Origin of the sequence: Agrobacterium sp. (genome assembly GCF_032092815.1) — a bacterium.
GTDB lineage: Bacteria > Pseudomonadota > Alphaproteobacteria > Rhizobiales > Rhizobiaceae > Agrobacterium.
This window is the reverse complement of the sequence record NZ_DAMDBP010000079.1, coordinates 1-8,482: the sequence shown is the minus strand read 5'-3', so window position 1 is coordinate 8,482 and position 8,482 is coordinate 1. Positions and strand designations below refer to the sequence as shown.

At 57.1% G+C, this 8,482-nt stretch carries 10 protein-coding genes; 4 read left to right on the top strand and 6 right to left on the bottom strand.

The window, feature by feature from the left end; translation table 11 throughout:
- Positions 1–196 precede the first annotated feature (196 nt).
- Positions 197–817, bottom strand: coding sequence for a DUF922 domain-containing protein (locus RT613_RS23260; protein ID WP_313618741.1), 621 nt, complete (start codon positions 815–817; stop codon positions 197–199).
- A gap of 179 nt (positions 818–996) precedes the next feature.
- Between RT613_RS23260 and folP the strand changes: the two genes are divergently transcribed.
- The 3 genes from folP to folK are packed head-to-tail and all read left to right on the top strand — an operon-like array spanning position 997 to position 2,658.
- Positions 997–1,788 (top strand): dihydropteroate synthase, encoded by a 792-nt coding sequence (folP, locus tag RT613_RS23255; protein WP_313618742.1) that lies wholly within the window; start codon positions 997–999, stop codon positions 1,786–1,788.
- Positions 1,785–2,150 carry a dihydroneopterin aldolase gene (gene folB, locus RT613_RS23250; protein WP_313618740.1) on the top strand — a complete coding sequence of 122 codons (366 nt, stop codon included), beginning with the start codon at positions 1,785–1,787 and terminating at the stop codon, positions 2,148–2,150. The genes folP and folB overlap by 4 nt, the downstream gene beginning before the upstream one ends.
- Positions 2,143–2,658 (top strand): 2-amino-4-hydroxy-6-hydroxymethyldihydropteridine diphosphokinase, encoded by a 516-nt coding sequence (folK, locus tag RT613_RS23245; protein WP_313618739.1) that lies wholly within the window; start codon positions 2,143–2,145, stop codon positions 2,656–2,658. Before folB ends, folK begins: the two co-directional genes overlap by 8 nt.
- A 25-nt stretch (positions 2,659–2,683) precedes the next feature.
- Here folK and RT613_RS23240 read toward each other — a convergent pair whose 3' ends face one another.
- From RT613_RS23240 to RT613_RS23225, 4 genes are all read right to left on the bottom strand, one after another.
- On the bottom strand, positions 2,684–3,238 hold the full coding sequence (locus RT613_RS23240) for a hypothetical protein (protein ID WP_313618738.1): 555 nt from the start codon (positions 3,236–3,238) through the stop codon (positions 2,684–2,686).
- 167 nt (positions 3,239–3,405) lie between these two features.
- A complete protein-coding gene (locus RT613_RS23235) occupies positions 3,406–4,470 on the bottom strand; it encodes a TIGR01620 family protein (RefSeq protein WP_313618737.1) in 1,065 nt (354 codons plus the stop codon).
- A complete protein-coding gene (locus RT613_RS23230) occupies positions 4,467–5,930 on the bottom strand; it encodes a YcjX family protein (protein ID WP_313618736.1) in 1,464 nt (487 codons plus the stop codon). The genes RT613_RS23235 and RT613_RS23230 overlap by 4 nt, the downstream gene beginning before the upstream one ends.
- A gap of 111 nt (positions 5,931–6,041) precedes the next feature.
- Positions 6,042–6,551, bottom strand: coding sequence for a histidine phosphatase family protein (locus RT613_RS23225; protein ID WP_313618735.1), 510 nt, complete (start codon positions 6,549–6,551; stop codon positions 6,042–6,044).
- Positions 6,552–6,811: 260 nt separating this feature from the next.
- Between RT613_RS23225 and dksA the strand changes: the two genes are divergently transcribed.
- On the top strand, positions 6,812–7,231 hold the full coding sequence (gene dksA / locus RT613_RS23220) for an RNA polymerase-binding protein DksA (protein WP_313618734.1): 420 nt from the start codon (positions 6,812–6,814) through the stop codon (positions 7,229–7,231).
- Between the two features lie 88 nt (positions 7,232–7,319).
- Here dksA and RT613_RS23215 read toward each other — a convergent pair.
- Positions 7,320–8,482 (bottom strand): hypothetical protein (locus RT613_RS23215; RefSeq protein ID WP_313618733.1); only part of this gene is annotated, 1,163 nt, incomplete at its 5' end.

Sequence of the window (8,482 nt, the reverse complement as noted above, 5' to 3'; positions counted from 1 at the left end):
GCAATTACAAGGGACAAGACGATCTTTTCCAAGGCAGCGTGAACACAGTTGCCAGCGGAGCGCGTCTGCGCGGCGGGAGAGTCTCTTCAGCCCAATGACTTGGGCTGGCCTGGACCCCTGTGACGAGCACAGGGGTGAGGGGGGGATTGGGCAGGAGCCGCCTCAACAGCCTAACCGCTCAGGACAGAGCGTAATTTCAGTTGTCGCGCGCCTTCAGGCGGTGGCTGAGCAGGCGCATCATGCGAGCGTCAAAATTCTTGGATTCGATCATGTCGAAACGCTGCTGGTCCTTGTCATGTTCGGCCATGACCTTCTGTGTGGTGTCGGCAACGTTCTTTTGCAGCGTCTCGCAGCTCTTTTGCGGACGAAGCGCTTTCAGGCGTTTTTCCAGCATACGGCCATAGCTGCGCGAAATTTCCGCATGGCGCTCCTCATGCCGCTTTATGTCGGCAGACAGCGTATCCCAGATCAGCGCAAGGTCGGCGCTGGTGCGGGATCGGTTTTTCCAGCGTGGCAGCAGGATCTTGGTGTGTAGCGTCACCTTCACCTGGCCAATATTGCAGCGACCATCCTTTTCCACATAGGTCAACTCACCACCAAATTTGATTTCGGTGGCACCGGGATGCCGGGCGCCGGTGGATTTTGTCATCGGGCCACGGTTGGAAAGCTCGCGGTCGAGATCGGCCGCCGTTTTTCCACCAATCTGGAAATAGGAGATGGTTTTCTGAAACTGGGTTTCCGCCTGTGTGGACTGCGTTAATGCGACCAGAAAAGCAGATGCGGCAACTGCACGCATGACACCGGGTATAAATTTCATTTGCCAGACTGCCGGTTGAACTCGTGAAACGATTGCTGCATAGGCGAAAGAGGTACAATACAAATTGGCGTGACTCTTTGTAATATCGAAAGGTCCTGACTGTGGTGATAACAGCCAACAACAAGGTGTGGCAAGCCGCTCATGGCCGAAGCCTGAAACTGGATGGGCGTGGCCGTATTATGGCCATTGTCAATGCAACACCGGATTCGTTCTCCGATGGTGGCCGTTTCAACACAGTGGATGCGGCATTCAGACAGGCGCTGAAATGCCTCGAGGAAGGTGCCGACATTATCGACATTGGCGGGGAATCAACCCGTCCGGATGCCGCTGTGGTTGGTGCTGCGCAGGAGCAGGACCGTGTGTTGCCGGTGATTGAGAAGCTGGCAAAGGAAACCGATGCGCTGATCTCGATCGATACCTACAGGGCTGAAACCGCGCGCCTTGCACTGTCGGCCGGTGCGCATATCGTCAATGATGTGTTCGGTCTGCAGAAAGAGCCTGATATGGCGGAAGTCATTGCCAGTGCGGGTGCCGGCGTCTGCATCATGCATACCAGGCGGGAACGCCAGAAACTGGCCGATGTGATCGACGATCAGAATCATTTTCTCAAAGAATCGCTGCAAATTGCTGAAAAGGCTGGCATAAGCCGTGAGGCAATCGTTCTGGATCCCGGTTTTGGTTTCGCCAAGGATACGGGCGAGAATGTCGAGCTGATGGCACGTTTTGCCGAGCTGCAGACACTTGGGTTACCCATTCTTGCCGGCACGTCGCGCAAGCGTTTCATCGGTGCGCTGACCGGCCGTGAGGTGGCTGACGAGCGTGATGCCGGAACGGCTGCGACAACGGCCTTGTTGCGTATGGCAGGGGCTGCCGTGTTTCGTGTCCATAATGTTGCCATCAACAGGGATGCCTTGCTGGTGGCAGATGCGGTGCTTGCCGCACGTCATGCTCATCAAGGAGAACGAGATTGAGCCGCTATACCATTGTCTTGAAAAACTGCTCCTTCTTTGCCCGCCACGGCGTGCTCGATCAGGAGGAGGCGCTCGGCCAGCGATTCTTCGTGGATGCGGAAATGGAGGTCGAGGCGGGCGATGCGCTGGAGACCGACAATATCGACAACACGGTTGATTATGGTGTGGCCTTTGCAGTCATTGAAAAGATCGTGATCGGCAAACGCCGTTATCTCATCGAAGCCCTGGCAAACGACATCGCCACCGCGCTGCGCCAGCGCTATCCGCAGATCGTGCGGGTGCTGATCACCGTGCGCAAGCCATCCGCCCCGGTTCCCGGTATTCTGGATTATGCGCAGGTGAGTGTTGAGCAACATGCCTGATGCAGAATGGACAATTGCCGCCCTTGGTCTTGGCGGTAATATCGGTGATCCGCAGGCCGCGATGGCGCAGGCACTGAGAGAGATCGATGCCGATGCCGATTGCCGGATCAAGGCTGTGTCTGATGTGTATCGCACGCCACCCTGGGGCAAAACCGATCAAGCCGATTTTTATAATGCTTGCGCCCTGGTGGAAACGCGTCTTGATGCTGAGGCACTGCTTGCCCGCTGCCTTGAGGTCGAGCTTGGCATGAAACGGGTACGGCTAGAACGCTGGGGTCCGCGCACCATCGATATTGATGTGCTGACCTATGGCGACAGCGAAAAGCGCAATGAGCGTTTGGAAGTGCCGCATCCCCGCATGACCGAACGTGCCTTTGTTTTGGTGCCGCTGGCCGATATCGCCGGCGACATGATGATCAAGGGCAGGGCGGTTTCCGTCTGGCTGACAGAGCTCGATACGGCAGGCATCACACGGACAAATAAAAACCCGCACTGGTGGCGGGTTTAAAGAAGATCGAAATCTGCGGTGTTGTTCAGTTCTTGATCGAACCAACCGCGATCTGGTCGATGTCGCGGGCCAGTGTCAGGCCTATAACCGGGACCATCTGGTCTGCAACCTTCACCGAGATGGTGATGTTCATCGTATTGCCGTTCTGCACGCGAGCAACCATTGCACCATTCAGCTTGGAGCGGTTGATGCCAACCACAACCTTGTCTCCCGATACCTGTCCGGACACGAGGTCCAGACCCTTGCCTTGAGCACCGTCAAGGAACTTGCCGGTATAACCGCTGCCGCTGCGGGTAATGGTGGCAGACATTGGCTGCTTGAACACGCCAACGCGGCATGTGCCGCCCAGCTTGATGCCGGTGTCCTTGCCCTCGGCTGGTTCGCCTACCAGGTCACAGGTGAATTTCGTGCCCTTGTATTTGCCGGCAACGATTTCGCCCGGACCCTTCCACGCACCCGCAACAGAAGAGAAAAAGGCATCGTCAGGTGATGCTGCCAGGGCAGCGCTCTGCGTCATGAAAAAGGTGAGCGGAACAATAGCGGCAAATCCGCACACGACCGAAAAGAAGCGCGAATACATGATACTTTCCTTGGCGAAGATGCCTCGATTTGATGAGGCTAATCTATTGCGGGAATGGTTAATTTTTGGTTTATTTCGGGTGTGGAATTGCCTGTTTGGTAAGTTTTGCCGCGCCTGCTCGAGGCTTCAACCCAGTGTTTTGAGCGCGACAAACTACACCCTCATCCTCAAGCCTGGCCCTTGAGGTCAGGCCGCAAATCCGAGATGAAATCACCAATGCCGGGGCGTTTCAGCGCGCGAAATGGCAGTGGCCGGCAAAGGTCCATGGCGGCAATACCAATGCGCGCCGTCATCAATCCATTGATCACGCCTTCACCCAGCCGGGCTGAAAGTTTGGAGGCGAGGCCATGGCCGAGCACCTGCTGGGCAAGGCCATCACCCACCGCAATGGATCCGGTCACAGCCAGATGCGCAATCACATCGCGCAGCAGGCGCATCATGCCGATGGAGCCGGGACGACCGCCATAAAGCTCTGCCATGGCACGCACCAGACGCACCACTTCAAACAGCACATAGGCCAGATCGACCACCGCGCGCGGGCTGACGGCGGTGACAACAGACACACGCTTGGACGCGTTGAGAATGAGCGCGCGCGCCTGCCGGTCAATAGGGGTCAGCAACTCGCGTTCCGCAAAGTCCAGAAGATGTGGCCCGTCGATAATGTCATCCTGTGTTTCTTTCAGCGCCGCGCGGCCTTTGGCGGTTTCGGCACGGTGCGACAGGATGTTTTCGAGCTTGGCTACCACGGCCTTTGCGGCGTTTGCCTTGCGCTCCAGCGCTGCCTGCTCGGCCTCGGTTTTTAAGGACTGCACGGCGTTCAGCCGCCAGATGCCGGCGATTTCCCGCCCGATGATGACGATAAGCGCAAAGACCGCAATGCCGAGGGCGGCCATAGCAGTGTAACCTAGCCAGTCAGCGCGGGTAAACAGATCACGGATCAGCTGATCGGCCCACAGGCCAAGCGCCAGCGACAGCAGAAATCCAAATGCGCCGATGGCCAGCTTGCCAAAGGAAAAGCGGTTGGGGCGCGGTTCGGCAACCGGCGGCGCAAGACCTGCATCCACGCCACCGAGAAATGGGTCTTCCTCATCAGGTGTAATGGCAATCTCGCCGGCAAAGGCGCGCGGCAAACGACGGACAGGCGCCTGCTGCTGGTCGGTGTCGCTTTCAATGGCAAAGGCTTCGGGGCGTCGTTTGCCCGGTTTTGGGCCGTCATTGGAAGAATTGGTCATGCGAGCCTGTCTCCGAAAAGGAACTGCATGGCGCGGTCAAGCCGGATATGCGGGACCGATAGCTTGATGCCACCGCCAGTTTCCTCGATTTGCGGCGGTCGAAACCGCACGAAATTGATATCGGGCATGCCGGCCGCGTTATCCGCCGCAAACAGCGGTTCGGGATTTTCCGGCAGGTCGCCGGGAAAGATTGCCGTTGCCCGGCTACCATCGAATATCTCGCCATTGATGCTTTCGCCCGCAATCGGCGTGCCGACGATCACCGGCAGGTTGTGGCCGTCCTGTTTGACGCTGGCCTCACGGGTGGCGCGAACAGAGGCAAGCGCCATGACATCGATACCGGCACCGCTCATGCCAATATTGGTAATGGCGCGGTCCACCAGCCGCCGTGTCAGGCTTTCCAGCCTGTCATGGCTTTCGTGGTGCAGATGGTCGGCCTTGGTGGCGGCCACCAGCACCTTGTCGATGCGCCGTCCCAGAAGCGAGGATAGTAGCGTATTGGTGCCTGGACGGAAGCAGGCCAGCACGTCACCCAGTGCCCGCTCCAGATCCTGCAGCGCTTCCTGACCGCGATTGACGGCCTGCAATGCGTCGATCAGCACGATCTGACGGTCAAGGCGGGCGAAATGCTCACGGAAGAACGGCTTCACCACGATGTTTTTGTAGGCGTCGTAACGGCGCTCCATCATGGCGCGCAATGAACCCTTCGGCGCTTTTTCGTCACTGAGGTTGGCAAGTGGCGCAAAGGTCAGGGCAGGTGACCCCTCAAGGTCACCCGGCATCAGAAAGCGACCCGGCGGCAGGGTGGAAAGCGACCGTTCGTCGGATTTGCAGGCCTTGAGATAGGCACTGAAATGGTCTGCCAGCTTGCGCGCCGTCATTTCGTCGGCCGGTGCATTGATGTCGATGAGGGCTGAAAACTCAAGCCATTCGCGCGACAGCTCTGCCCGAACGCCCGTCTTGGCCAGCGCCACGGTTTCATTGCTGAACGTGTTGTAGTCACGTTCCAGAAGTGGCAGGTCGAGCAGCCATTCGCCGGGATAATCGATGATGTCGATCGACAACTGGCCGGGCGACAGCCAGCGACCCCAGCCGCTGGCACTCTGATAATCGATGGTGATGCGCAGTTCGGAAATGGCGCGGGTCGAATCAGGCCAGCTGCGCTCACGCACCAGCGCCTGAATATGGTCTTCATACTGGAAGCGCGGAATGGCATCATCCGGTTGGGGTTCCAGCCGGATGGCCGAAACGCGACCCGATCGCACCGGCTCAAACAGCGGCAGGCGGCCGCCATTCAGCAGATTATGCACCAGGGAGGAGATGAAAACGGTTTTCCCGGCACGCGAAAGGCCGGTCACGCCAAGCCTTAAAGTCGGATGCGTCAGCGAGCTTGCCCGGTCATAAAGATTGTCAAATGCGATCAAAGCGCCGTCGGTGATCGATGAAAACGATGGGGGCAAGAGCAATTATCCCGTTAAAGTCAGATATTTCCCCACAAATATAAGAAGGTTTGCTGCTTAAAAAAGTGGCTGAAAAACAGAAATTCAAGGGTTGAATGGCGTGGCGGCCCGTTACGGCGCAATAAAATCTACAAGCTCCCATTTCAGCGGCGAGGCCGAATTGTTGCTGCCAAAGGCCAGCACCGCAAGGCCGGCAGTTGGGAAACCGGACGGCATGTGGGCGTGAAACGCATCCTCGCCAACCAGTGATTCCAGGAGGTCGGCAATGGTCGGATTATGCCCGACCAACATTACGGATTGACTGTCTTTTTGTGAGGAAATCAGATCGAGATAGGTCTGTTCGCTGGCATTATACATTTCATCAATGAAATCTATTTCGAAATCATCATGCAGCGATCTTTTGATGGCATCGGCCGTTTCGCGGCACCTGACTGCGGTTGAACACAGGATGACATCGGGCCGATAACCCCGGTCAGAAGCCTTGTCTGCAACGATTTCTGCCTCTGCATACCCTCTGTCATCCAACGTTCTGTCGAAATCTCCCTGTCCCGGATTGGCCATGCCGGAATGGGCGTGACGAAGCAGATAAACGCGATTGAGGGAAGAAGAGGGCAGGTTCATTCTGTGGGTTTCCATTCGCTAAGCCAAGGGTTTTTGAAGAATAGACTGCTTTGCCTCAAGTGTCCTCAAGGAATGCGCAAATGCAAACAGTGTTTTGGAATGGAATATTCACGGATTGTGAAAAGGATTAAATTTTGGACATTTAGCTGATTTTTGTGACAACTTTAAAAATGCCTTAAAACGTTTCAGAAGGCTTGAATCACCATACGGCATTGGAGTATACACCGCCCCATAAGAGATGTTCTTCGAGGAGAATCGCGTTGAGTGAGAAGATCGATCTTAGTGACTATGTGCTCTCTGAAAATGATGAGTTCATGAATACTAATCAGCGGGCGTACTTTCGTGCGAAACTGATTGGCTGGAAAAATGACATCCTTCGGGAAGCAAAAGAGACCCTTGGTCATCTTGCCGAAGAAAGTGCTAACCATCCTGACATTGCTGATCGCGCCTCGTCTGAAACCGACCGCGCCATCGAACTGAGAGCAAGAGACAGGCAGCGCAAGCTCATTTCCAAAATCGATGCCGCCTTGCAGCGTATTGACGACGGAACTTACGGTTACTGTGAAGAAACAGGTGAACCAATCGGCTTGAAGCGTCTTGATGCCCGTCCCATTGCAACCCTCTCTATTGAAGCTCAGGAACGTCATGAGCGTCGCGAAAAAGTTTATCGCGACGAGTGAGTATCTGGTGACATCCGGATGACTTCCATTAAAGCAATAAAAAAGGCGCGTTTTACGCGCCTTTTTTTTCGTCCTTTGTTCGGGCCGATTACCGGTCGCGGGTCACAGATATCTCACCGAAGATGCGGGCCATTTCCTTCTGGATTTCATTTTCAGTTGATGCACCTGATATCGGTGGCGCGGAAGGCTCACGGCGTTCTGGCTGCTGTTGCTGGTTGGCGGCAGCAGGCGTCACGGGCTGTGGCGCACCGGTGGCGGTTTTGGCCATCTCGGCTTCCAGGAACTTTTCAAAATCGTTGCTCAGCGCATCATTGGACAGGCTTGTGGTAGGGGCCGATGCCGTCGATGCTGCGGGCTTGATCTCGTCACGAAGCGGATCGCGATCTGGCAACACGCGGTTGCGAGCCGATTCCAGAATGTCGCTTGCGCTGATTTCATCCAGGTTGAAGCGCGCATCGTGCAGAATGGGCGCAGGCTCAACCGTCTGGGTGACGGCCGCAGGCTTGATTGGCGGAACGACATCGGGCGGCGCAACAACCGGCGCAGCCGCAACAAACACTGCTGGTTTTTCCATGACCGGCGGCGCGATGGGAGCTGCAATATCAGGCGCGGCAACGACCGGGGCCGAAACCACAGGCGCTTCCTGTCTCGCTGCGCGCTGCGATTCAATCACGGGTTCGATGGCCGGAGGTGCTGCCTGTGCGGATGTCTGCGTGGATGCCGGTGCCACTGGTGCCGGTTTGGCGACAGAGCTGTCTCTGGCTGCTGTGACAGATGCTGGCGCAGGTGGAGGCGTCACGACAGGCGCCGCCGCATGGGAAGACGCTGTCGCCGGTGGCGGCGTGATGATTGCGGCTGGCTGAGCGGCAGGCGTTGGTGTTGCAGACGGCGCTGGCGTTGGGGCAGGTGTCGCAACAGGTGCCGGCGTGGCAGCAGCAGGGGCTGCGGGTGCTGGCGTGACAATGGGCGCGGGAGCAGGGGTAACGATCGGTGCTGCCTTGGCCGGCTGCTCATGGGTGACTTCGCGTGGCTGCGAAATCGAACGCGGAGCTTCGCGTGGTTCCACCTGCTGTTGACGCTCGTCCTCGTAACGGCCGTCCGGCAGGAAGTTGTCACGCTGATCGACCGGCGTCAGAACCGGAATGGCGCCGATACCGCTTTCAATGACGATGTCGGTCGGGCCGCCGATCATCACGAGATGTTCGACATTGTCACGGCGCACCAGAACCAGCCTGCGACGGGCATCAACGG